We start from the raw sequence: 21,793 nt of genomic DNA on the forward strand, positions 1-21,793 counted from the left end.
AACGCTCGGGTGACGGTTCCGCTAATCGAGTCGATGAACCCCGGCAGTTCTGGGGGCCATCGGTTAATGTGACGACACGCAGTTGGAATGTGGTGGTTTTTCCATGTTCCCGAACGAGACAGCAGGCAGCACACCCTCATGGCGCAACTGTTCGAACAATCCAAGAAGGTGATCGAGGCCCATCTCGCCGGGACCAGTCTCCGCGCGATTTCCGGCTCGATGGTCGCCTACGAAGGCAATGTGCAGTTCAAGGCGGCCGGATTCGGCGGCGGCGACGGCGTGCTCGCCGGGCTCAAGCGCCGCGCGACCGGCGAGAAGCTCTCGCTGATGGAATGCTCCGGCAACGGGCGGGTCTTCTTCGCGGTGAACGGTCAGCACGTGACCGTGGTCGACCTGAACAACGAGACATTGCAGGTGGAATCCCAGCAACTGCTCGCGTTTGCCGGGAACCTGCGCACCGACGTGCGATTCGCCGGGCTGCGCGGGGCCTCGACCGGCGCGGGCTTGTTCACCACCACGGTGACCGGGCAGGGCCAGGTCGCGCTGCTGTCGGCGGGCGGGCCGCTGATCCACCTGGAGGTGGCGCCGCAGTACCCACTGGTGGTCGACCCGGACGCGTTCGTCGCGGCGCGCGGCAACCTCAATCAGTCCTTCGTCACCGACGTGTCCTGGCGCACGTTCGTCGGCCAGGACGCGGGCGAGGCGTTCTCGCTGCGCTGGGACGGCCAGGGCGTGGTGCTGATCCAGCCGGCGGAACGGTAAGGGCGAGCGGATGTTCGAGAAAGTCAACGGCAAGGTAGTCAAGGTCAATGTCGGAATGGCGGGTGGCGTGGCCGCCCGCACCGGCGCGATGCTGTTCTATACCGGCGACGTTTCCTTTGCGCCGCACCAGATTCCGGGTGGCCAGGGGATGGGCGGCGGCGGGCTGATGCGGGTGGCCGGTCGCATGATGGCGGGTGAGCACGAACGCACCATGCTCGCGCAGGGCACCGGCGAAGTGCATTACGGATTCGCGGGGCTGGAAGTCCATGTGGTTCAGATGCAGCCGGGTGCGACGCTGCGAGTCGAGGCGTCCCGGTTGCTGGCCAATACCGCGGGATTGCAGAGTTCCATTGTCTCGGTGATGAGTTCGGGCGGCGGAGGCGGTGGCGGCGGGCTGATGGGTGCGCTGCGCGGTGCCGCTACCGGGGCGCTGACCGGTCAAGGCATGTTCACCACGCAACTGTCCGGCCAAGGCTCGGCGGTGCTGCTGGCACACGGTGGTTTCCTGGAATTGCAGGTGGGCGGGCCTAATCCGATCGTGGTCGACCCGCAGGCCTTCGTCGCCGCGTACGGCAATGTGCAGACCGAACTGAAAACCGCACTCAGCTGGCGCGACGCGGTCGGCCGCGGCTCCGGTGAAGCCATGCAATTGCATTGTGTCGGACAGGGTGTCGTGTACGTGCAGGCCTCGGAAGAGAAGTTGTGACAATGCCGGAAATTCTGAATCCGATGAATCTCGGTGCGAGCGATAACCTTCCGGGAAACAGCTACGCCTACTGCATCGACCTGAACAAACCGTGGTTCATGCGCAAAGGCGCGATGATCGCCTACTACGGCGACATGCGATTCCAGATGCTCACCCACGGCCTGCAGGGCGGGCTGTTGCACATGGTCGCGCAACAATTCTCGGCGCCGCTGTTCACCGGCGACTATGTGGTGGCCGAGGGACACGGGAAGCTGATCATCGGCGACCGCGGCTACGACATCAATTCCTATGACCTCGAGGACAACGGCAACCTCACCATCCGCGCCGCCAACCTGCTCGCGTTCGAGCCCGGTCTGTCGCTGAACCAGTCCATCGTGCCCGGCTTTCTCACGCTGATCGGCACCGGCAAGTTCCTCGCGTCCTCCAACGGCCCGGTCATGTTCGCCGAGCCGCCGCTGCGGGTCGACCCGGAAGCCCTGGTCGGCTGGGCCGACTGCCCCTCCCCCAGCCACCATTACGATCAGCGCTGGATCTCCAGCTTCCTGGCCGCCGGTGCCGCCCGCTTCGGCGTGAACTCCGGCGAGGAACGCCAATTCGATTTCACCGGCACGGGCACTGTGCTGATCCAATCCAGCGAAAAGGTGCTCAGCGACGCCATGTTGGTGCGCACCATCGAAGGCCAGATCCAAAGCGGCATCACGCCGAGCGGCTTGCAACGACTTCAGGGCGTCATCGCCCAGCAGTTGGGTGGGCAGCAGGGGCACTGAGACCCGCGGTCGGACCTGGGAATCCTCCCTCGGGTCATCCGTTCGGCGGACTCAGCGTTCGTCAGGGCGGCGTTAGTTTTCCGGCAGGACTTCTTGCTGGGAGGCGTTATGAGTGTCGGATTGATATTCGTCATCATTGTCGGCGCGATCGTGTTGATCGTGAAACGGTTCATGGGGGAACCGGTAGACGCGCGGGATACGTTTGTGACGCCGTTGATCCTGGTGGGCATCGGTGTTTACAGCGTGACCAAGGTCGAGGACCTCAGCGGGATCGACATCGTGTGGTTGGTGATCGGCGGTGTGGTCGGTATCGCGTTCGGGGCGGTACGTGGCACCACTACCGTGTTGTTCGCTCGCGACGGGCACCTCTGGCAGCGGTACACGGTGAAAACCCTTGTCATATGGGGAACTTCGGTGGCCGCGGGTTTCGGGATCAGCCTGCTCGGCAGCACCATGGGGATGCATCACGATGCCAAGCCCGTCACCTTGTCGATCGGCATCGGCATGCTCGGCGAGATGCTGACACTCGGCCTGCGGGCGCTGTCCAGCGGTATTCCGTTCGCGCCGGACAAGAAAGCCGCAGCTCGATCCAACGCGAATAACCAACGCGGAGCGGATAATTCGTATCTCGACCGCTTCTTGAACAACCTCGGGCACCCCGGGACGGCGCAGCCGCGCGAACCAGGCCTGCCGGACCGCGACTTCGGGCACACCCCGCCACACAGCCGGTCCGATCGAGACCAGTACCTGCGCAAGTCCGCGCCCGCCGAGCCACGATACGACCAGCGCGGAGACGACCGCGACTACCGGGAGCAACCGCGAACCGATCGCTCGCCAACGCTGCGCGACGGCCTCGACTGGCTCAACCAGGTCCGCGACCGCAGGCCGTGATCACCGGCCGGTCACTCGGCCCGCCGCAGCCACAAGTTCGTTGACGCTGGTACCGCTACCACTGCCGATGTTGTATCGCCGACACGAACCAGGTTCAGGCATATGCGCGACCGCCGCTACGAAAGCTGTTGCGGCATCGTGGATATGCACATAGTCACGAACGGCGGTGCCGCCCCCGTTGATCGCCAGGCAAGGACTATCCCCCGCCGCCACCGCCAGAATGCGCGGCACGATCCTGATCGGATCCAGATCCGCGCCGCCCGCAATGTTGAACAGCCGCACGACCACAGCGGCCAGCTGACCAGTCGCCGCCTGCGCCGCAATCACCGATTCGGCGGCCAGCTTGCTCGCCGCGTACGGATGTGGCGGTTGGTCCGGCAACTCCTCCGACATCGGCTGCCGCTCCGGCGTCCCGTAAATCGATGCGGTGAAAGCGAAGACCAGCCTGCCTACCTTCGCCTCGGCCATCGCCCGCAGCAGCGACACCGTCCCGCCGACATTGACCTCGAAATAACGCAGCGGATCGGCGAAGGATTCACGAACGCGAGTGAGCCCGGCCAAATGACATACCGCATCGACGCCGTGCAGGGCTGTGGTCAGCGTCGCGGTATCGAGCAGGTCGGCGACTCGAACCGCTACCCCGTGCGGCACGCGCGCCCGCGCACGATGCACCAGCCCGACCACGTCATGCCCGTCGGCTCGCAACGCCTCGACAACGGCGCTGCCGAGATAGCCGTTCGCTCCTGTCACCAATACCCGCACCCGAGCAATTGTCGGACACGGCCCTCACTGATAGCTGCTGAGCTCCCACGGATCGTGCGCACTGAACACCGAGACCTTGTCGCCGTGGTCGCGCACCAGTTCGCGGAGCCGGGCCTGGGTGCCGACCCGCAGGTCGTGGTGCACCTCCGAGGTGGTTTGCACGATGTCCAAGATCGGGTGCGGGTGATGGACCTGTTCCAGTTCACGGTGGTAGTAGTAGGCGTCGCCGCTGTGCAGCAACCAGAGCTCGCCGTCGCGGACCGCGACTCCGGTGTGGCCCGCGGTGTGGCCGCCCAGCGGGATCAACTTGAAGTCGGCGGACAGGCCTTGCAATGGAGTCGAGAGGAACCCGAACCAGTCCTCGCCCGCCTCCGGCTGATAGGTGACCCAATGCGGGTCGTGCGCCCAATGTGCTTCGCGGTAGCGAAAACTCGGCGCCTGCGCCACTGCCGCCTCGAGTTCCGCAGCCAGCACGTGGACCCGGGCCTGCGGGAAGTCGGGCAGACCACCGCAGTGGTCCACGTCGAGATGGGTGAGGATGATGTGGCGGACGTCCTCCGGCGCGTAGCCGAGACGCGCGACCTGGCGAATGGCCGTCTCGTCCTCGTCGAGCAGCGGCTGGGCCATGGTCACCCAGTCCGCGCCGAGGGTGCCGTTCGGGTCGCGGACATTGTCCAGGCCCAGCCCGGTCTCGACGAGAACCAGTCCGTCCGAATCGGTTTCGACCAGCAGACAGTGGTTGACCGCGTGCGCGGGCGCCGGGCCGTCGTAGGTCGCTTCGATCTGTCGCACAGAGCCGCAATTGAGGTGATGAATGTTCATGCCGAGTAGTCTCTGACTTGAAGCGCGCTTCAAGTCAAGGAGAACAATGACCGACACCCTGCTGGACATCGCCGAGGTGGCCGAGGAGTCTGGGCTCGCCCCGTCCGCGCTGCGGTTCTACGAAAAACGCGGCCTCATCACCCCGGCAGGGCGCAACGGCCTGCGCCGCACCTTCCGCCCCGAGGTACTCGGCCGGCTGGCCCTGGTCTCCTGCGCCCGCGGCGCCGGTTTCACCATCGCCGAAATCGCCAGATTCCTCCGCGCCACCCCCAGCGACACCGAACTCCGCGCAGGCATGGCCCGCAAAGCTGGCGAACTCGACGAGGACATCGCCCGGCTTACTCGGATGCGCGACAGCCTCCGGCACGCGTCGACGTGCACCCACGAGCCGCTCGTGGAGTGCCCCGACTTCAAGTCGACCTTCGAAGGTCCTGCACCCCAGGCGATTCGGATGCGCAAGCCGAAACCGGCCTGAACCGGCTATGCGGCCGACGGTGCGCCCTTGATGAACCAGTTGATGATTTCCTCGCCCGCGAGGATGCCGGTGGCGCGGGTGATGGTGAGGTTGGGGTGGGTCCAGTTGAGGTGTTCGAGTTCGCCGTGGCGCGGGCGGATGGCGTAGTCGGCGGCGCGCAGCATCTCGGCGTCGAGGGCGCCGTCGCCCGCCGCGAAAGTTGTTGCCTCGGTGTCGAGTTCGCCGGAATCGTGCAGGCGGCGGCGAACCTCCGCGACGGCGTGGCTCTTGCAGACGACGTCGGGCATCGAGTAGATCTTGCGGCCCTGCTGGGAGGCGGACCAGCCGCGGGCCCGGCACCAGGCGTCCCACTCGGCCAGGAAGCCCGCGGGGACCTCTTTGGGGCGCACTACCAGGTAGCAGAAGAGGTCGTCGGCCTCCCTGAACTTGGTGACCCACGAATCGTCGATGCGGGCCCGGAGTTCGGCGGTGACCTCGGCGAGGGTCGCGCCACCCGCGCGGACCTTGGCGTCGATGTCGATGCGCCAGCGCAGGTCCGGCACGCCGTCGACCAGGATATTGCCGCCGTTGCTGGTGATGGCGTAACGCCATGGGGCGCCGGGCAGTTGGATGCGGTTGAACTGCTTGATGGTCCGCGTGGTGGTCGGAATGACCGCGGCGGGCTCGGTGAGAGTCTGCATGCGCAGGGCGGCGGCCGTCGTCATGAACGACAGCGGCGCGCCCTCGAGGTGTTCCACGCAGACCGTCGGCACGTCGGTATGCGCGCTGAAGGCGTTGCGCGAGTAGATCATTGTTCGGTCCAGGTCGGTGGCGACCAGCGTATGTCTTCGTAGCCTGCGTAGGTCCATCATGTCTGCACGTCCTTGATCAGTCCCATGCACGAGTAGGCCAGGTCGGGCACGACCTCGACCGGCACGCCGCGGGCCGCGGCGAGCAGGCGGATATGCGCGTGCTCGGGCGCCTCGGCGTCGCGAACCAGCACCAGCGACGGCATCCGCCGCAACAGCACCCGGGTGGTCTCGCCGACACCGGGCTTCACGAAATTCACACTGGCGATGCCGTATTCGGCGCGCACCTGTTCGACCGAGGCCCAGCCGGTCCAGGTCGGCGTGCGATCGCTGCCGAGTACGGCCGCCACCGCCGCAGGCACCCGATCGCGGACGGTGCCGAACGCGGCACCGACCGTGTCGAGCAGGCGCAGGGAGACATCGTCGGCGGCCAGTTCGCGGTAGTACTTGGCCCCGTGGAACTCGCCGGGCCCGATCAACGTGTCGTTCAGCACCGTGCGGGAAACCAGGCCGGACACCGTGGAATTCAGACAGGCCGAGGCGATCAGGAAGTCGTCGCGCGTGCCGTAGGTGCGGACGCAATGCCCGGGATCCGCGAGCACGGCGAGCTCGGCGTTGAACCGGGCCCCGCCCGCCGCGTGATAGGCGTCGAGGGCCTCGGCGAGCTCGTGCGTGATGGCACCCTTGCCGGTCCAGCCGTCCACGAACACGATCGACGCCGGATCATGATGGCGTGCAAGATAATCCAGTGCGACAGCATCGATACCGCGATCACGCACGATCGACACCGCGTAGTGCGGCACGTCGAGACTCGGCAGATGGGCAGCACGCCCGGATTGCAGCCAGCGCCGCATGAGAAGGCCGATCGGCGTACCGGCCCGCGCCAGCGATACCAGCACGATGTCGTCGCCGCGTTCGGACACCACGAGCTCCGCGACGGTCGCCACCGCCAGTGCCAGCCGTTCGGCACTGGCGGCGAGCACCTCGTCGAACAGCGAGCGGTAGGCGGCGTCCGGCTGATACTCGATCGGCAGCGATTCCGCGTAGTGCGCGGCACCGGACTGGATGCGGCGTTCCCGCTCGGCCACGTCGGCCTCGAGGTCGACGTCGGACAGATCCTTCAGCAGCCAGGAAACCTCCTCGGCCGCATACGAACCGAACGCGGGACCGTGCAGCGGCTCCGGGAGTGCCGCGACCGCGCTGCGCTCGGCGTGCAGTGTGCGCGGATCGGCCCCAGGCAGCAACGCGACCAGCACATCGGCACCGGAGGCGGTCAGTACGTCGACGAGTCCGCCGTCGGCGACGAGTTCCTCGGTATCGGCCGGTGGATCGATGACGACCACCAGCACCGGATCACCCGGCACGCCAGTGGAATCCGCACCGTCCGGTTGCCCGGAGAACTCGGCGGCCCAATGCGCGTTGTACAGGTAGCGGGGCTGTTCCTGGCCGGATTCCGGTGCGGTGAACCGGAATCCACGGCGCAGCGGATACCCCGGCTCATCCAGCACATAGGCTGGTGACCGCGTAGTGGTCTGGTATCGAGTCGGCGTACCCGAATCCGCCAACGCCGCCGCCAACCGCAGCGGCAGATACATCAGCTCCTCGTGCGCGAGCACGATCACCGGCCGACCCGCGAACTCCGCCGCGAGCCGCGAGCGCAACACGTCGTTCGCGGCACCGACGGCGGCATCGAAGGCCGTGAAGTCCGAACGCAAAACCCCGTGCCTGCCGCCCTCGGGCACCGCAGTCGGCCAAGGCAGATCGAGTCGGGTGAACGAGCCACGCTGCGTGGCAATTGGATTCAGTTCGGGTTCCGGCAGTTCGGCAACCGCGTCCACCAATCCCTCCGGCAGCACGGTGTGCCCCGACGCCAGGCAGACGGTATCGATGCTGGCCCCCAGCTCCGCTGCCGCCGTGTCGAAGGCAATGCGATCCGCCTCCAACCGCATATCCACCAGCGAAGCCAGCACATAATGCGAGCGCGGCGAGAACGCATGCAACGCACGAATCGCGTCGAGTGCGGTAGCACCGGTGGAGATTTCGTCATCGACCAGCACCAGCGGCAGATCGTTGACGAAGATATCGGCGGGCATGGGCTGCAGCTGATGCGAGGTGGCGTGCGAGTGCCCCTCCTCGAACCCGGTCAGCGTCTGCGCCTCGGCGACATCCCGCCGCGTCGAATGCAGGTAACCGACCGCACCGATCCGCGCAGCCACACAATGCCCGAGTCCCGTTGCGGTTTCGGCGAATCCGAGCACCAGCGCCTCACGATCGCCCAGCACCGCTCGCACCAGATCACCCAGCCGATTCCCGCCGTCGAGCACGACCCGGGGATCGGTCGGCAGATGTTTACCGAGCACGGTGGACACCAGTAGATGCGCCCGCTTCGGATTGCGCCGCAACCCAGGCTGAATCAGCTCCGCGATCGCCAACTCGGCGGGCAACGCACTCGCCGACCGCTCCTCGACCGCGCCATACGACTCCGCATGCTGCAGCCGAAGACCGAGATTTTTTGTCGCCCAAGGAATTCCGACAATTTCTAGCGCGGCACCGCTCATACCGTTACCAACGCCGTCAGCAAATCCACGAACGAAACTCCCTTATTGGCCACACCGAACACCCGCGCCCGCAACAGCGTCTGCCGCGCCCAGCTGCGGTGCGGGCGCATCTCATTCATCTTGTTCCGATATCCCGACGCCGCCACGCCGCCGACATCCACCTGCAGGATGTCCAACGCGTCCGAGTACTCCTCGTGCGTCACCACCGACAGCGCGTGCACCGCCGCCACATGCGACGGATGGATCACCGTCTTGCCCTGGATCCCGTTGGCCCGGTCCAGCGTGATCTCGCGCAGCAACCCATCCAGGTCGCGGCTCACCAGGTACTGCCGGAACGGCACCGCGTCGGATTCCTCGAACGGCGCGGTGCGCAGTAACGGCCGGAACATCCGCTCGTGATCGGCGAAGTACTCCCAGACCGGCCCGGTGATCACGAACCCGGTCCCGTCCGCGCGCCCGAGGTAGTTCACGATGTCGGCGATCACATCGGCGACCACCCGCACGTCGTAGATCGTCAGGTCCCGATCCCGGCGAATACCGAACGTCGAACACATGTCGGTCGCGCCGACCCGCACCGCGAGCACCCGGTCCCGGTGCGCGGCCAGCAGTTCGGCGATCCGGGTCAGCTCCTGATCGCGCGTCTGCCGGTGCACCAACCCCGCCGATTCGAGCACCGGCATCCCGTAGATGGGCCGATCCAACCGCTCGACCGCCGCACTCAACGCCGCCAGATACTGCGGTCCCGTACTGCTGTCGAACTTGGGGAAGACGAACCCGGTCAGCACCGAGGCGCCCGCGCCCAACTGCTCGACGATCTCGGTGATGGTGTCCGCGTCGCGCACCCGAACAAACAGCAGCGGATTCGAATCCCCATTGGCGGCAAGTAAATTCAGTGTTTCCACGGTCTGCCGCTTGGCGAACTCGACCTCGTGGTCGGCGACCGCGTCCTCCAGGTCGATCACCATCGAGCACACGCCGCGCTCGGCGCGTTTGCCGATGGTCGATGCCAGGTCCGGCCGGGTGGCCGGCGCGTACAGGGTCGCGCCGAGCGCGACGGCCAGTAGTTCTCGATCGGTGTAATCGTCGCCGAACGGCTCCGGTTCTCGAAAGAAAAGATTGCGTGCCTCGGGGCCGTGCAGCTGCCGGAAGTGGCGCAGCGGCATTCGCTTCCGCAGGGAAACTTCCCGCTGGACGGCGATGCCTGCGGTCATCGTTATCCCACCCTCATTCTCGTCGTGGTCCTGCTTGTTTTCTCATTCGATCCACTACCCCGGCTATGAAGTCGGTGATGGTATCCAGCTCCACCACATAGGCCCAGTAGTCGGGGTGGCGCCCCGTCAGTGTTTCGCTGATTCGATCGATCCGGGCGGCCTGTGCGTCGAGCACAGAGCCCCATTCGGTGACGAGCCCGCGACTCACCGCGAGCATTTGGGCGTCCCGCAGCCGAAATCGTACGGCCTTGGCTTTCTCTTGCGGGTCGGACCTGACCGCACGCAACGTGGCGAGCCGCTTGGTAACGGCGTCGACCTGGTGTTCGGCCTCCGTGAGATACCCGCGGGCGGATGTGGTCAGATCAAGTGCAATCTCCGGGTTGTTCTCCGCCGCTGCCGCACGCGCCCGGCCAAGGGCAGCATCCGCGGCGTCGATGGCTCGCTGGCTTTCCCGCTCATTGTCAGCTAAATCCGCGGAACTCGCAGCGTTGAATTCGCGCAGCAACCCCGAGTATGCCGGTGCCAGCCCCTCGGCCCTGGTCCGGGCGGCGGCCAACCGGGTGGTCACCGAGGAGATCGCGGTCTTCGCGGCGGCGGCCCGAGATGGGGCCTGCGCCAACGCATCCGCCAATCGCTTCGTCGCCGCCTCCAACCGGTTCGCCGCCTCGCGCACCACCGCCGCCGACGCGCCCGAACCGGCCGCTTCCAATGTGATGAGAGCCTCATCCACGGCCGCGGCGTGTTCGCGCACCGAGGGGTAGTTCGCGTACTCGGATTCGGCCGCCTGCCCGCGCACCCCCGCCGCCGCGACCTTCACCTGCTGGGCCAGTTGCGGCACGGTGCCGAGCACCGCGACCGCGTGCTCGAGTTGCGCCTGATTGCCGCGATAGAACTCGTCGACGGCGCGGGCCGCGTCGGTCAGCTGTCTGGTCACCGTCTCAGCCTGCTGCGGTCCCTGCGGCAGCGGGGTTCCGTCGCGTTCGGCCTGCTCGAGCTGCTCGGTCAGCGCCACATACGCACCGGCGGCGTCGTAGCAACGACTCCGCACCGGCTCCCAGGCGGCCGCCATCCGGCGGTCCGGGAACACCTGCTCGGCCGCGTTGACCGCCGCCTCCGCCGCGCTCTGCCGCTTGTCCATGTCGAGGAACGCCGAGGCCAGCGCCTGTCGCGCCGACTCGATCCATTCGTTGTTCCCGGCGGACCGAAACCATCCGCGCCTGCGACCTACCACGCCCCGATCTTAGAGATCTCCCGTGTTCACCGGGGGTTCTGTGGGTTCCTACGCAAGTTCGCGGAAACCTACTACTGTCGTAAGGCGTACCCGGCGATTCGGACATGCTGGGAACCAATGACGGACTATTGAAAGGGAATCCCGCATGGGTGTCAGTTTGTCCAAGGGCGGCAATGTCTCGCTGACCAAGGCGGCGCCTAACCTGACCGCCGTCGCCGTCGGCCTAGGGTGGGATGTGCGGACCACTACCGGTACCGACTTCGACCTGGACGCCAGCGCGATCGCGACCGGCGCGGACAAGAAGGTGCTTTCCGACCAGCACTTCGTGTTCTTCAACAACCTGAAGTCGCCGGACGGCGCCATCGAGCACGCGGGTGACAACACCACCGGCGAGGGCGAGGGCGACGACGAGATCATCAACGTCGACCTGGCCAACACCCCGCCGACCATCGAGAGCATCTTCTTCCCGGTCTCCATCTACGATGCCGAGACCAGGCAGCAGTCGTTCGGTCAGGTGCGCAACGCCTACATCCGCGTGGTCGACCGCAGCAACAACAACGAGCTCGCCCGCTACGACCTCACCGAGGACGCGTCGACCGAGACCGCGATGGTGTTCGGCGAGCTGTACCGCAACGGCGCCGAGTGGAAGTTCCGCGCGATCGGCCAGGGCTACGCCTCCGGCCTCGCCGGGATCGCCCGCGACTACGGCGTGAACGTCTAAGGAACACTGTGCCGTTCGGAGGGGGCCCGGCGACGGGCCCCCTCGTCATGCGCCCGGGCCAACCGGGACGACCCGAGAACGCACCCGCTGCGGTGGGCGCGAACACCGTTGGACATCCGGCGGTTCAGCGGCCACGCTGGTAACAGCGGCGTCAGATCGGTTACATAAAACGAGCGCTCGGACGGATGTCCGGCCGACGCAAACGAAAGGTCCCCGCGTGGTCCTGCGCATTTTCGGCATGTCAATCATCGTGACGGTGCTGTCGCTCGCCGCCGCGCTGCTCTACGGAGGACCGACCGCGCTGGCGCTGGCCGCGATCCTCGGCATCCTCGAAGTGTCACTGTCCTTCGACAACGCTGTCATCAACGCGACGGTGCTGGAGCGGATGAGCGCGTTCTGGCAGCGCATCTTCCTCACCGTCGGCGTGCTGATCGCCGTGTTCGGCATGCGCCTGGTGTTCCCGCTGGCGATCGTCTGGGTCACCGCCGGGCTGAACCCGGTGAAGGCCTTCGATCTTGCGCTGAACCCGCCCGCCGACGGTGCCGCGCACTTCGCCAACGGCGACCCGAGCTACGAGACGCTGCTCACCGACGCGCATCCGCAGATCGCCGCGTTCGGCGGTATGTTCCTGCTGCTGCTGTTCTTGAACTTCATCTTCGAAGAGCGCGAGATCACCTGGCTGTCCTGGCTGGAGCGCCCGCTCGCCAAGCTCGGCAAGCTCGACATGTTCTCGGTGGTCGTCGCGGCCGTCGTGCTGGTCCTCACCGCGGAAGTGATCGCCGCCGACGACAAGCGCGCCACCGTCCTCATCTCCGGTCTGCTCGGCATGGTCGTCTATATCGTCGTCGACGGTCTCGGCTCGATGTTCCACACCGAGGAGCACTCCGAAGGCGGGCCGTCCGAGCTGGTCAAGGCGACGGGTAAGGCCGGGTTCTTCCTGTTCCTCTACCTCGAGGTGCTCGACGCGTCGTTCTCCTTCGACGGCGTGATCGGCGCGTTCGCCATCACCTCCGACCCGATCATCATCGCGCTCGGCCTCGGCCTGATCGGTGCCATGTTCGTCCGCTCGATCACCGTCTACCTGGTGCGCAAGGGCACGCTGTCGGAGTACGTGTACCTGGAGCACGGCGCGCACTGGGCGATCGGTGCGCTGGCGATCATCCTGTTCGTCTCGATCGGCGTGCACATCAACGAGATCATCACCGGTCTGGTCGGCGTCGCGTTCATCGGTGCGGCGTTCATTACCAGCGTCATTCGCAACCGGCGTGAAGACGACGAAAAAGTGGACAGCGAACGAGAGCCCACCCCGGTAGGCTGATTTCGGCAAGCAAGCCGAAGAATCGTGCGGCAGCGGCCACTCCCTCGGGAGGACCGCTGCCGCTCTCATATCTGTGTCATGCACTCTGCCCGAGGGGGATCACGCCGATGGCGAACGACAGCAACGCCGGTGGGGTCAACCTATCGAAGGTGACCCTGTCGAAGGCGACGCCGAGCATCAACCTCACCAAACCCGGTGAGCAGCAAGGGACCATGCGGGTCAACCTGAACTGGTCCACCGGTTCGAAGGGTTTCTTCCGCCGGGCCAAGCCGGTCGATCTCGACCTCGGCTGCCTCTACGAACTGGCCAACGGCACCAAGGGCGTGGTGCAGGCGATCGGCAACAACTTCGGCACGCTCGACGCCGAGCCGTTCATCAAGCTCGACGGCGACGACCGCAGCGGCGCCGCGGCCGGCGGCGAGAACATGCACATCAATCTCGCTCGGCCCGAACTGTTCCGGCGCGTGCTGATCTTCGCCTTCATCTACGAGGGCGTGCCGAACTGGGCCGCCGCCGACGGTGTCGTGACACTGTTCCCCACCGCGGGCCCGCAGATCGAGGTCCGCCTCGACTCCCCCGTGGACGGCGCCCGCTCCTGCGCGATCGCGCTGCTGCAGAACCAGGGCAGCGGTATCACCGTGCACCGGGAGGTGCACTACATCAACGGCGCGCAGAAAGAGATCGACGAGGCCTACCGCTGGGGCATGAACTGGCACAGCGCCCGCAAGTAACTCAGCGCCCGCAAAGTAACTCAGCGCGCCGCGACCGCGAGGCGTGGTTCGGGAGTGGGCACCGCCGACGGTTTGCGTGAGGCGAAGACCAGGCCGATCAGACCTACCCCGAGTCCGGCAATGGTCAACGGCCGCAACGGTTGATCGATCAGCAGCCAGGCGAGCAGCGCGGTCACCGCGGGGGTGGCGAAGAACAGCCTGCCGACCCTGGTGGCATCCCAGCGCTGGAGCATCGAGTTCAGCAATAGGAACGCGACCATCGAGTTCACCAGCACCATCCAGGTGAGTGATCCGGCGAATCTGGTCACATCCATCACGTGCAGCTGACCGGTCAGCCAGGCCAGCACACCGGCGACCGGCGCGCTCACGACCACGTGCACCGCGGTGGCCGCCCGGGAATCGACCTCGGGCACGAAGCGCTTCTGATACACCGTGCCGATGCTCAAGCCGAGCAACCCGATCACGCAGAGCAGCAAGCCGATCCGGGAAAAGTTCGACTGATCCATGACCGCCATCGCGACGCCGACGCCGCCGATGCCGAAGCCGAACCACTGCCGCGCGGTGACCGTCTCGCCCAGCACCCCGGCGAACAACGCGATAACCACCGGATTCAAGCCCTGCACCAGCGCGATGACCGCGCCGGACACGTGCTCGCCCATCGCCGTGTAGAACGCACCGAACTGCACCGCCTGCATCAGCAACCCGGCGACCGCGACGTGGCGCCACTGACGGCCGCGCGGCCAGGTCGCGCGCACGGCGAAGGCATAGCCGATGAGCAGGACGCCGGCGATCGCGTAGCGCGCGAACAACACCATCATCGGCGGTGCGGCACCGACGCCGACGATCCCGGCGATGAACGCACTGCTCCACAGCACGACGAACAGCGGCTGTGCGGCCACCGACATGAACTGAGCCTTCACGAGCCCTCCTGAGCTAACCGCCTTAGATGGTTACTACCGTGACAGCTCGACACGTAACCTGTCAAGGTGGTTACTATGAGAAGGTGTTCACCTTCGTCAGCGGTAACCTCGCCCTGGATTTCGCGGGCACGGTCAAGGCCAGGACCGGCTCGTTCGACGATGCCCTCGACGCGCCCGCGGCCCTGGCCGACTGGCTGGTCGCCGCCGAGTTGCTCGACCGCGCGCCCGACTGCGACGCGGCGACCCTCGACCGCGCCGTGCGTTTGCGCGAGGCCGCGTACCGCATGGCCGTCGCGGTATCCCTCGGCGAACCACTCGCCGAGGCCGACCGTCGCATCGTGAACGACTGCGCCACAGGCGAACTCCCCGCGATCAGCCTGCGGCCCGACGGCACCGTCACCCGAACCGGCACGCCCGCCGCCGCACTCACCGCGATCGCCCGCTCCGCCGTCGAACTCCTCGGCGGCTCGGCCACGATCAAGGAATGCGGCCGCCCCGAATGCACCCGCCTCTACATCGACGCCTCCCGCGGCGGCACCCGCCGCTGGTGCGATATGACGATCTGCGGCAACCGCGTCAAGAGCGCGGCCTTCCGCGCACGGCACGCCGAATGACGCGCTGACCAGCGCGTTCGGTGGACATTCAGACCACGTTCAGTCGGCTCCCGATGCTGTAGGCGATCGATCGCCTACCCGTTCCGGCGATCCGACACGAACTGGAGGAAGCCGATGACCACCCCGAATGTGCTGCTCGTGCACGGCGCTTGGGCCGACGGGTCCTGCTGGAACAAGGTGATCGAGCGCCTGCTCGACCGGGGCTTCGACACCGTGGTGGCCAGCCAGCTGCCGCTGCGTGGCTTCGCCGGCGACGTAGCCGCCGTCACCCGCGACCTGGACGCGCTGACCGGGCCGACGATCCTGGTCGGTCACTCCTACGGTGGCGCGGTGATCAGCCAGGCCGGTTCGGGCCGGGCCGACGTCACCGGTCTGGTGTTCGTTGCCGCGTTCGCGCCTGTCGCGGGCCAGTCCGCGTTCCAGCTCAACCAGGAATTCGGGCAGGAGCTGCCCAGCGGTGCGGATCTGGTGAACATCGGCGCCGAGGACACCCCGGACCTGATCATCGCCCGCGACCGCTACCACGTCGACTTCGCCGCCGACGCCGACCCGCGCGAGGCCGCGCTGCTCGCCGCCACCCAGAAGCCGACTTCCGTTCTCTCCCTTGCCGGTTCGGGCGCCGCGACACCCGCGTGGGAGACGCTGCGGGACAACACCTGGTACCAGATCTCGGAGTTGGACGCGATGATCCACCCGGATCTGGAGACCAAGATGGCGTATCAGGTGGCGACCGAGGACCACATCGTGTCGCTGGCCACCGGGCACGCGTCGATGGTCACCGAGCCGGACGCGATCGCCGACCTCATCGCGCGGGCCGCCGCCGGTCGGTGAGGCTGCCGTCAGCCGGTGGTCACGCCATCGGCTGAGGGCATGGCCGCCGCCGCTCCGAGCGGGTCCCCGATCAGTTCGAGATATCTTGTGGCGCCGATGGTTGCGGCATGCGAGCGGGCTTCCCGGCGTAGCTCGGCGGCGCACTCGACGGCACCGTCATCGTGCCGGACCGCGGCCAGCTCCAGCAACGCCGGGATCAGCTCTACCGGCGAGGCATAGCGGCGCAGCTGGGCGACGGCCTGGTCGAGCAGCTCCGCGTCCACGCCGTCCGGGGCGGCCGAAGCCATTGCGCGCAAAGCCCTTCCGATGGTGCCCGGGGTATCCCACTGCCGGGCCAGTTCGAGTTCCGCGGCGGCGAGTGCGCGGGCCTGCTCGTGCTCACCGAGGCGCACGAGGTCCATGGCCGCGGAACTGCGCCACGGGATGTGGGCCGGGTTGCGAATGCCGACGGCGGCGACCCGGCGTCCGCAGTCGAGGTAGTGCGCGATCGCCTGGCGGGAATCGCCACGAGCGGTGCAGAGCATGCCCTTGACGTGGAGGACCACGGTCCACTCCCAGGTTTCCGGATTGGCGTGGTCGGTCACGCTGTCGAGCCACCGCTCGGCCTCGGTCAGTCGGCCGAGCCCGAGCAGGGCATGCGCGTATTGGGCGACCAATGCCAGTGGCGGACGGATGGATTCGTCGCCGAGGATGCCGACGGTCGGCGCGACCTCACGCAGCGCCTGCCGGTAGTCACCGCAGCGCAGCAGCACTTCCGAGCGCAGGATGAGGCGATAGACGTCGATGGTGCCGAAGTGGTGATCCCTGCGCTGTTCGCTGAGTTGCTTGGCCGACGCGAGGTCGCCGGACCACATGGACAGGTGCGCGAGGAGACCGATCAGCTGCTGCGGCAACACATCCCAGCCGCGGGCCGGATCCGGTCCGGCCGGGAAACGGGCGAGCGTCTCGCGTGCGGAGTGCCGGGCGCCGAAGGCGTCGTCCCAGGTGAGCACCGCCGTGGTGATCTGATCGGTCGATGCGGTGGCACGTAGCTCGGCGATGAAGTCGTGCCACGTCGTCGAGGTCAACCCCGCGACTGCCCACGACGCGGCCCGAATATTCTTGGCTGCCAGCGGGTCTCGCTCCTCGGTCTCGGCAAGTACCGCGCCGATCAGCGCCATCGCGGCACCGGCCTGCCATCGCGTCGACATCGTCCAGGCCAGCGGGATGAGCGCGGTCGGCGCGACGCGGCGGTCGCGCTGACTGTGCAGCGCTTCCTCCAGGTGGGCGCGAGCCGCGGCCGGGTTGGTCCACAACTCGAGCTGGCCGAGGCGGACGAGGATGTCGTCGCGGCCTTCGGGGGTGGTGATCCGCAAAGCCGCCGCCAGTTGTCGGACGGCGTCGGCGATCAGGCCGTGACGCAGGCATTCCTCGGCCGCGTCCAGTAACACCACCGTCCATCGCGAATAGCGCACCCCGACCAGGTCGGCCAGGTAGGCCGCGACCTGCCTGGCCGAATATCCGGCGCTGCGTGCCTGCTCGGCGGCGGCGATCCGGATCCGATCCGTGTCGCCGCGGCCACCGAGCCAGCGAATCGTGTTGCCGATCAAGGGATGCCGGAAAACCGGCGGTTCGACCGAAGCCAAAATGCCGGTGGTGGCGAGTAATTCGCAACGGTGGCGCACCACGCAGACCGGTTCGGCACAGGCCGCGGCGAGCACCTCGATGGTCGGTGTGACATCTTGCAGCACGGCAAGCGCGCGGAGCATGGTGACCCCACCCGGCGAGTACCGGTCGAGCAGCCGGTTGATCGAACGCGAATAGCAGCCCTCCGGTAGGTATTCCGGAATGCGGCCGTGGTCGCGGAGTGCGGCGAGGTCGGTGATCAACGCGCCGGCCAGCAACGGGACGTTGCCCGAAGCCCGCTGGATATCGGCGTCCAGCCCCGGCGGGCATACGGTGTCGGTGCGTCGTTCGTACAGTCCCTCGATCGCGGCGACGCTGAGTCCGCTCGGCCGCAACACCGCCACCGCGATCGGCTCCAGCCGTGCGTGCAGCGCGAGAATCGCCGGCTCCCAGGAGCGTTCGTCCAGCGTCAGCACGATGAGCACCGGCATGCCGCGCAGTCGCGGTGCCAGCGCGGTCAGTACGCGCGCGGCACGCTCGTCCAACTGTTCCGCGCCGTCTACCAGGACGACCAGCGGTCTCGCTGCCGCGTCCCGAATCAGTGTGGCGGACAAAGCTTCTACTACCTGGGCGTCGGTGTCGTCCCGCGATATCGCGGCGCCGAGCAGTTCCGAGACCAGGCTGACCGGCGCTGTGCCGTCACATGACGGCAGCAGGTCCACCCTGCGTGCACCGGGCACCCGCCGGGCGACCTCGTCCAGCAGTTGCGTCTTTCCGAAGCCGGGGCGTCCCGAGATCACCACCAGCCCACCGTTACCCGCGGCCGCGCGCTCCGTCCACGCCGCGATTCTGGTCAACTCCTGGTCACGCTCGAATACGACCGGCGCTGCCGAATCTGGTTTTGGCGCAGGCCACAGGGCTCCCACCATTGCCAGGCGGTGTTCGGCTCCGTTCACCATCGTTTCAGCCGACAGTTCTTGTGCAGCAAGTTCTTCCGACGAGATGACAGTCGAGCGCGACTCGATTGCGGCCACCGTGCGCCGAACTGCGCGTACCGGGTTATCTGCCGAGTCGGCCGTGGCCTCGCCATCGGTCCGGCCCGACATTTCGGCAGCTGGAGTTCGGGGCTCGCCAGCCACTGACCCGTCTGCCAGCACTTCGACAGGGGTGGTCCCGGTTGCCGGCGCGAGCGCGGCGACAGAGCTCGCCGGTCGCCCAACACTTTCACCCGCCAGGATCTGCTTGTGCAGCGCGCGAAGCGCTTCGCCCGGCTCCACGCCGAGCTGATCCACCAGCAGATTCCGGGTCTCGCGGTAGACATCGAGCGCTTCGGACTGGCGACCGTGCGAGTACAGCGCGCGCATCAACATCGCCCGCGGACGTTCGCGCAGTGGATGTTCCGCGGTCAGCATGCGCAGACGATCGATCGCCTCATCGGAACGACCAAGTGCGACAACAACATCGAGACTGTCCTCGACAACGGCCAGCCGCCGCTCGGCCAGCCCGGCCCGCTGTCGTTGCGCGAAGGGCCCGGGCAGCCCGGCCAAAGGTTCGCCGGAATACAGCGCAAGTGCCTGCGCGTACCGGTTTTCGGCGCGCACCCCATCGCCCACCTCGCGCGCTCGAGCCGCCTCGCCGACCAACCGGTCGAACACACCGAGATCGGTCTGCTCGTCCTCGATCCGCAGCTGATATCCGCCATGCCCGGACAGCAGCACAGCAGGCGGCGTCCGCGGCTTGCGGTCCGGTTCGAGCACTCGGCGCAACGCCGACACGTAGGTCTGGATCACGCCGACCCCACTGGCCGGCGGCACACCGTCGTACAACGCGGCGAGCAGGCTCGACGCCGACACCCACTGCCGCCGCCGGAACGCCAGGACACACAGCACCGCCCGCCGCTGCGGCGGACCGAGCGGGAGAACCTGTCCGCCAAGGTGCGCTTCCACCCCGTTGAGCAGCGTCAACCGCAGCACATCGGGCACGGGTGTGCCCGTGTCCGCGTGATCCATCCGTTCGCCACCGCCTCGATGTGTCGCCTGACCCCGAATCAGGGTAAGCGGACCGGCGTCCAGTCAGCACGACGCAGCCGCGGCGCATAGCTCGGCCCGCACCGAGGTGACCGGGCCCGACCGCCAACCCAACCTCTTCCTGAGCTGGGCATTCAGCAATCTGTGGGCAGTCGGCGACCACACCGCGATCCTGAAGGGCAGTGACACACCTCGCAGCGCAAAACCAGGAGTCGAAGCGACCGACCCCCTCGGCAGTCGAGGCGACCATCTATTACGTGGCAACCACAGCATGACCGGACTCGGGCTAGCTCAAGCCGAGCCGGTGGGCCTGGGCGATCGCCTGTGGCCGGTCGCGTACGTGCAGCTTCGCGAACAGCGAGTTGATGTGGCTTTTGACGGTGCTGACACCGATGAACAGTTCCTTGGCGATTTCGGAATTGTTGTGCCCCTTGGCTATCAACCTCAACACATCGAGTTCCCTTGCGCTGAGTCCTAATTCAGCCGCATCGGACGGGCCCGCCACCGACGACAGTGAAGCGACGAGACGCTGGCCGACCTCTGCGGCAAAGGTGGCCTGTCCGCCGGCGACGGCGCGAATGGCCGTGGCGATCTCGCGGCGGCCCGCGTCCTTGGTCAAATACCCTCGCGCACCGGCACGCAACGCGCCCGCGATCGATTCGTCGTCGGCGTAGGTGGTCAGCACCAGCACCGCGGTTTCGGGGTGATCCGAGGTGATCGCCGCGGTGGCGGCGACACCGTCCAGGATCGGCATCCGCAAATCCATCAGGACGACATCGGGCGCGAGACGGCTCACCAGCTCGACCGCTTCGGCACCGTCACGAGCCTCGCCGACCACCTCGATATCCGGCAGCAGCGAAAGCACGGTGGTCAACCCTTCCCGCACGATCGTCTGATCGTCGGCGACCACCACCGTGATCACCTGCGCGGCACCGTCATTCGCACTGTCCACCGGTCACCTGCCTTTCCCGCCTCGACCGTGCCGCCCAGTGCGCCGATCCGCTCGCGCATACCGAGCAGGCCCGCGCCCATCCCCGAAGCCGACAGGAGCCCGATCCGATCGGACAGCGGATTCGACGCGACCAGCTCCACCTGCTCCGCGCCGACCCGCAGCCGCACCACGACCTCCGCGCCCGGCGCGTGCTTGCGGGCATTGGTCAGCGACTCCTGCACGCCGCGCAGCAGCGCCACGTTCACCTGCTCGCCGAGGTGCTGGGTGTCACCCTCCAAGCGTAGGTTCACCCGCCCGCCCGCCGCACGATGTTCAGCCACCAGTACGTCGAATTCTGTTGGTAGATCAATTCTTTCGGCCCGCAACGCGCCGACGACCTGTCTCGCATCAGCCAATCCTGATGCCGCCAGCTCCCGCGAGGCGCGGACCTTGTCGGCCGCCCGTTCCGTCTCGCCCGCCTCCAGCAGCGCGTCAGCCGCGTCGAGCTGCAGCACCAGCCCGCCCAGGGTGTGCGCGAGCACGTCGTGCACCTCGCGGGCGATCCGCCCGCGCTCGGTCAGCGCGGCGGCACGGTCCCGCTCCGCGCGAATCTCGCGGCTCTGCTGCACCAGCAGCCGATTCTGTTCGGCGGTGACCCGGAACTGCCTGCGGCTCAGGCCGAGTAGCGCCACCAACAGCACACCGGCCAGCGTCCCGAGGTAGGCGCTCGGCGTGTGGTCGGCCGCCACCGACGACACCCCCACCGCGATCAGCTCGACGCCGATGATCAACGCCCCGAACAGGATCGAGTGCTGCACCAGGGCGAACCCGGCGAACGCGGCGACGAGCAGCGGGACCAGCGAGGCGCCCGCCTGCGCGACGGTCAGGCCACCGCACACCGCCATCACCAGGAGCGCGGCCCTGCTCAACCACGGCCTGCCTCGGGGATCCGCCGCCAACACCAGCATTGCGAGCCCGGCAAGACCGATCAGGACCAGGACCGCAATCCCCTGCCGCGATACCTGGTCATCGCGCAGCAGCACACCCATGGCGATGACCCCGGTCAGGCGCAGCAGCCTGACCGGGGTCGTCGGTGTGATGTCCGCGCCGGGCAGCATTCGC

20 protein-coding genes are annotated in these 21,793 nt (G+C 67.2%); 10 read left to right on the forward strand and 10 right to left on the reverse strand.

Going from position 1 to position 21,793, the window contains the following annotated elements:
• Nucleotides 1–138 precede the first annotated feature (138 nt).
• The 4 genes from ACFWF1_RS02135 to ACFWF1_RS02150 all read left to right on the forward strand — a co-directional run bounded on the left by ACFWF1_RS02135 (nt 139) and on the right by ACFWF1_RS02150 (nt 3,126).
• Complete coding sequence (locus ACFWF1_RS02135) at nt 139–762, forward strand: AIM24 family protein (RefSeq protein WP_379283361.1); 624 nt, start codon at nt 139–141, stop codon at nt 760–762.
• Nucleotides 763–772: 10 nt separating this feature from the next.
• Nucleotides 773–1,468, forward strand: coding sequence for an AIM24 family protein (locus ACFWF1_RS02140; RefSeq protein ID WP_379283360.1), 696 nt, complete (start codon nt 773–775; stop codon nt 1,466–1,468).
• A 2-nt stretch (nt 1,469–1,470) separates the two neighbouring features.
• Nucleotides 1,471–2,235, forward strand: a complete 765-nt coding sequence (locus ACFWF1_RS02145) for an AIM24 family protein (RefSeq protein ID WP_379283358.1) — start codon at nt 1,471–1,473, stop codon at nt 2,233–2,235.
• 108 nt (nt 2,236–2,343) lie between these two features.
• Nucleotides 2,344–3,126 (forward strand): hypothetical protein, encoded by a 783-nt coding sequence (locus tag ACFWF1_RS02150; RefSeq protein WP_379283357.1) that lies wholly within the window; start codon nt 2,344–2,346, stop codon nt 3,124–3,126.
• Here ACFWF1_RS02150 and ACFWF1_RS02155 read toward each other — a convergent pair whose 3' ends face one another.
• Nucleotides 3,127–3,888, reverse strand: a complete 762-nt coding sequence (locus ACFWF1_RS02155; RefSeq protein ID WP_379283356.1) for an NAD-dependent epimerase/dehydratase family protein — start codon at nt 3,886–3,888, stop codon at nt 3,127–3,129. It abuts the gene before it with no gap.
• A 24-nt stretch (nt 3,889–3,912) separates the two neighbouring features.
• Nucleotides 3,913–4,710, reverse strand: a complete 798-nt coding sequence (locus ACFWF1_RS02160; RefSeq protein WP_379283355.1) for an MBL fold metallo-hydrolase — start codon at nt 4,708–4,710, stop codon at nt 3,913–3,915.
• 46 nt (nt 4,711–4,756) lie between these two features.
• Here ACFWF1_RS02160 and ACFWF1_RS02165 point away from each other — a divergent pair, with 46 nt between their 5' ends.
• Nucleotides 4,757–5,185: a MerR family transcriptional regulator gene (locus ACFWF1_RS02165; RefSeq protein WP_379283354.1), complete on the forward strand. Its 429-nt coding sequence runs from the start codon at nt 4,757–4,759 to the stop codon at nt 5,183–5,185.
• A 5-nt stretch (nt 5,186–5,190) separates the two neighbouring features.
• Here the strand turns inward: ACFWF1_RS02165 and ACFWF1_RS02170 are convergent, their stop codons facing one another.
• Genes ACFWF1_RS02170 through ACFWF1_RS02185 form a run of 4 tightly spaced genes read right to left on the reverse strand, consistent with a single transcriptional unit; the run spans nt 5,191 to nt 10,973 of the window.
• Nucleotides 5,191–6,036, reverse strand: a complete 846-nt coding sequence (locus ACFWF1_RS02170) for an HAD family hydrolase (protein WP_379283353.1) — start codon at nt 6,034–6,036, stop codon at nt 5,191–5,193.
• Nucleotides 6,033–8,531, reverse strand: coding sequence for a phosphoribosyltransferase (locus ACFWF1_RS02175; RefSeq protein WP_379283351.1), 2,499 nt, complete (start codon nt 8,529–8,531; stop codon nt 6,033–6,035). The genes ACFWF1_RS02170 and ACFWF1_RS02175 overlap by 4 nt, the downstream gene beginning before the upstream one ends.
• Complete coding sequence (locus ACFWF1_RS02180; RefSeq protein WP_379283350.1) at nt 8,528–9,742, reverse strand: HpcH/HpaI aldolase/citrate lyase family protein; 1,215 nt, start codon at nt 9,740–9,742, stop codon at nt 8,528–8,530. The genes ACFWF1_RS02175 and ACFWF1_RS02180 overlap by 4 nt, the downstream gene beginning before the upstream one ends.
• Nucleotides 9,743–9,755: 13 nt before the next feature.
• Nucleotides 9,756–10,973: a hypothetical protein gene (locus tag ACFWF1_RS02185; protein WP_379283349.1), complete on the reverse strand. Its 1,218-nt coding sequence runs from the start codon at nt 10,971–10,973 to the stop codon at nt 9,756–9,758.
• Nucleotides 10,974–11,118: 145 nt separating this feature from the next.
• Between ACFWF1_RS02185 and ACFWF1_RS02190 the strand changes: the two genes are divergently transcribed.
• The 3 genes from ACFWF1_RS02190 to ACFWF1_RS02200 all read left to right on the forward strand — a co-directional run bounded on the left by ACFWF1_RS02190 (nt 11,119) and on the right by ACFWF1_RS02200 (nt 13,743).
• Nucleotides 11,119–11,694 (forward strand): TerD family protein, encoded by a 576-nt coding sequence (locus ACFWF1_RS02190; protein ID WP_379283348.1) that lies wholly within the window; start codon nt 11,119–11,121, stop codon nt 11,692–11,694.
• Nucleotides 11,695–11,911: 217 nt separating this feature from the next.
• Nucleotides 11,912–13,012 carry a DUF475 domain-containing protein gene (locus ACFWF1_RS02195; protein WP_379283347.1) on the forward strand — a complete coding sequence of 367 codons (1,101 nt, stop codon included), beginning with the start codon at nt 11,912–11,914 and terminating at the stop codon, nt 13,010–13,012.
• 107 nt (nt 13,013–13,119) lie between these two features.
• Complete coding sequence (locus ACFWF1_RS02200) at nt 13,120–13,743, forward strand: Tellurium resistance (protein ID WP_379283346.1); 624 nt, start codon at nt 13,120–13,122, stop codon at nt 13,741–13,743.
• Between the two features lie 20 nt (nt 13,744–13,763).
• On the opposite strand, the gene ACFWF1_RS02205 is transcribed toward ACFWF1_RS02200, so the two are convergent.
• A complete protein-coding gene (locus tag ACFWF1_RS02205; protein WP_379283344.1) occupies nt 13,764–14,663 on the reverse strand; it encodes a DMT family transporter in 900 nt (299 codons plus the stop codon).
• 83 nt (nt 14,664–14,746) lie between these two features.
• On the opposite strand from ACFWF1_RS02205, the gene ACFWF1_RS02210 reads away from it, so the two are divergent.
• Nucleotides 14,747–15,277: a CGNR zinc finger domain-containing protein gene (locus ACFWF1_RS02210; RefSeq protein ID WP_379283343.1), complete on the forward strand. Its 531-nt coding sequence runs from the start codon at nt 14,747–14,749 to the stop codon at nt 15,275–15,277.
• 114 nt (nt 15,278–15,391) lie between these two features.
• Entirely contained in the window at nt 15,392–16,108 is a 717-nt protein-coding gene (locus ACFWF1_RS02215; protein WP_379283342.1) for an alpha/beta fold hydrolase, read from the forward strand.
• 8 nt (nt 16,109–16,116) lie between these two features.
• Here ACFWF1_RS02215 and ACFWF1_RS02220 read toward each other — a convergent pair whose 3' ends face one another.
• The 3 genes from ACFWF1_RS02220 to ACFWF1_RS02230 all read right to left on the reverse strand — a co-directional run bounded on the left by ACFWF1_RS02220 (nt 16,117) and on the right by ACFWF1_RS02230 (nt 21,789).
• Nucleotides 16,117–19,722 carry a BTAD domain-containing putative transcriptional regulator gene (locus ACFWF1_RS02220; protein WP_379283341.1) on the reverse strand — a complete coding sequence of 1,202 codons (3,606 nt, stop codon included), beginning with the start codon at nt 19,720–19,722 and terminating at the stop codon, nt 16,117–16,119.
• A gap of 304 nt (nt 19,723–20,026) precedes the next feature.
• Complete coding sequence (locus ACFWF1_RS02225) at nt 20,027–20,692, reverse strand: response regulator (RefSeq protein WP_379283340.1); 666 nt, start codon at nt 20,690–20,692, stop codon at nt 20,027–20,029.
• Nucleotides 20,659–21,789 (reverse strand): sensor histidine kinase, encoded by a 1,131-nt coding sequence (locus ACFWF1_RS02230; RefSeq protein ID WP_379283339.1) that lies wholly within the window; start codon nt 21,787–21,789, stop codon nt 20,659–20,661. Before ACFWF1_RS02230 ends, ACFWF1_RS02225 begins: the two co-directional genes overlap by 34 nt.
• Between the last annotated feature and the right edge of the window lie 4 nt (nt 21,790–21,793).

The sequence above is a fragment of the Nocardia sp. NPDC060255 genome (assembly GCF_042727395.1).
Classification (GTDB): Bacteria; Actinomycetota; Actinomycetes; order Mycobacteriales; family Mycobacteriaceae; genus Nocardia.

Excerpts from the sequence above, each read along its gene's own strand:
- ACFWF1_RS02160 (WP_379283355.1), bottom strand. The coding sequence starts at position 4,710 with ATGAACATTCATCACCTCAATTGCGGCTCTGTGCGACAGATCGAAGCG.
- ACFWF1_RS02170 (WP_379283353.1), bottom strand. The coding sequence starts at position 6,036 with ATGATGGACCTACGCAGGCTACGAAGACATACGCTGGTCGCCACCGAC.
- ACFWF1_RS02220 (WP_379283341.1), bottom strand. The coding sequence starts at position 19,722 with ATGGATCACGCGGACACGGGCACACCCGTGCCCGATGTGCTGCGGTTG.
- ACFWF1_RS02135 (WP_379283361.1), top strand. The coding sequence starts at position 139 with ATGGCGCAACTGTTCGAACAATCCAAGAAGGTGATCGAGGCCCATCTC.
- ACFWF1_RS02165 (WP_379283354.1), top strand. The coding sequence starts at position 4,757 with ATGACCGACACCCTGCTGGACATCGCCGAGGTGGCCGAGGAGTCTGGG.
- ACFWF1_RS02190 (WP_379283348.1), top strand. The coding sequence starts at position 11,119 with ATGGGTGTCAGTTTGTCCAAGGGCGGCAATGTCTCGCTGACCAAGGCG.
- ACFWF1_RS02175 (WP_379283351.1), bottom strand. The coding sequence starts at position 8,531 with ATGAGCGGTGCCGCGCTAGAAATTGTCGGAATTCCTTGGGCGACAAAA.
- ACFWF1_RS02215 (WP_379283342.1), top strand. The coding sequence starts at position 15,392 with ATGACCACCCCGAATGTGCTGCTCGTGCACGGCGCTTGGGCCGACGGG.
- ACFWF1_RS02180 (WP_379283350.1), bottom strand. The coding sequence starts at position 9,742 with ATGACCGCAGGCATCGCCGTCCAGCGGGAAGTTTCCCTGCGGAAGCGA.
- ACFWF1_RS02200 (WP_379283346.1), top strand. The coding sequence starts at position 13,120 with ATGGCGAACGACAGCAACGCCGGTGGGGTCAACCTATCGAAGGTGACC.
- ACFWF1_RS02230 (WP_379283339.1), bottom strand. The coding sequence starts at position 21,789 with ATGCTGCCCGGCGCGGACATCACACCGACGACCCCGGTCAGGCTGCTG.
- ACFWF1_RS02145 (WP_379283358.1), top strand. The coding sequence starts at position 1,471 with ATGCCGGAAATTCTGAATCCGATGAATCTCGGTGCGAGCGATAACCTT.
- ACFWF1_RS02140 (WP_379283360.1), top strand. The coding sequence starts at position 773 with ATGTTCGAGAAAGTCAACGGCAAGGTAGTCAAGGTCAATGTCGGAATG.
- ACFWF1_RS02150 (WP_379283357.1), top strand. The coding sequence starts at position 2,344 with ATGAGTGTCGGATTGATATTCGTCATCATTGTCGGCGCGATCGTGTTG.